Origin of the sequence: Mycobacterium sp. VKM Ac-1816D, from assembly GCF_000416385.1 — a bacterium.
GTDB classification, from domain to species: Bacteria; Actinomycetota; Actinomycetes; order Mycobacteriales; family Mycobacteriaceae; genus Mycobacterium; species Mycobacterium neoaurum_A.
Map to the genome: position 1 here is coordinate 1 of NZ_AOHQ01000067.1, position 293 is coordinate 293.

Consider the following 293-nt stretch of genomic DNA (forward strand, 5'->3'; position numbering starts at 1 on the left):
TGGTGGGCGGTGCCGGCGATCCCGGCATCGATCAACGCCAACGCCTCCTCATCGCAGACCAGCTGGGTGCGCCAGGTGATCGCGGCGATCACCTTCGCCGACACCGACCCTTGCGCGAACACCTCGGCGGTGCGGGGCAGCCGGTCACGCAGGGCCATCGCGATGCGCATCTGGGCACTGGCGGCCCGGGGTCCGAGAGTGCAGGCCGCAGTGATCTCGGCTTTGGCGAGTGCCCATCCGTCGATCAGCTTCAACGCCGACGATTCGTCTTCGTCCTCGCAGTGCCGTGCGGT

Annotated in this window: 1 protein-coding gene; it reads right to left on the reverse strand. The window is 68.6% G+C overall.

The genetic code is table 11. The features are described 5' to 3' along the window. Positions 1 to 293 (reverse strand): DUF222 domain-containing protein (locus tag G154_RS00070; protein WP_036478474.1); only part of this gene is annotated, 293 nt, incomplete at both ends.